Source organism: Phormidium sp. CCY1219 (genome assembly GCF_035615515.1).
In the GTDB taxonomy this organism is placed as follows: Bacteria; Cyanobacteriota; Cyanobacteriia; order Cyanobacteriales; family Laspinemataceae; genus CCY1219.
In genome coordinates, this window is sequence record NZ_JAJENT010000941.1 from 1 (window position 1) to 422 (window position 422).

Consider the following 422-nt stretch of genomic DNA (forward strand, 5'->3'; position numbering starts at 1 on the left):
ACTGGAAAAATTTATAAAATTGCCAATTCTCGGTATATGTTGGGGCGATGCTATGGGAATTTAAAGCAGCCAGAAACAGCCATTTCTTGGTATGAGCAAGCGGTTGAGTTGTATGTGGAAGTTAAGGAGACAAAGTGGGCTTTATCGGGATTAGAATATCTGGTGAATTTGTATCGGGAGTTGAAACAGGATGAACGGGTTATCTCGTCTTACCAGCGATGGTTAGAGATTTTCCGGGAAACGGGCGATCGCGTTGCTGAATATAGTTGTCTATACGAGTTAGCACGATTTCAGTTTAATATCCAGCAATATCAGGATGCTTTATCTGGGTTTGAAGCTGCTTTGCAGATAGCGGAATCCTTGGATGAGGATACTGGAAAAATTTATAAAATTGCCAATTCTCGGTATATGTTGGGGCGATG

General features: G+C 41.5%; 1 protein-coding gene. It reads left to right on the forward strand.

Annotation, left to right across the window (positions count from 1 at the left end; translation table 11 throughout):
• Positions 1 to 422: tetratricopeptide repeat protein (locus LKK83_RS30615; RefSeq protein WP_324635253.1), on the forward strand; the 422-nt coding region annotated here is incomplete at both ends.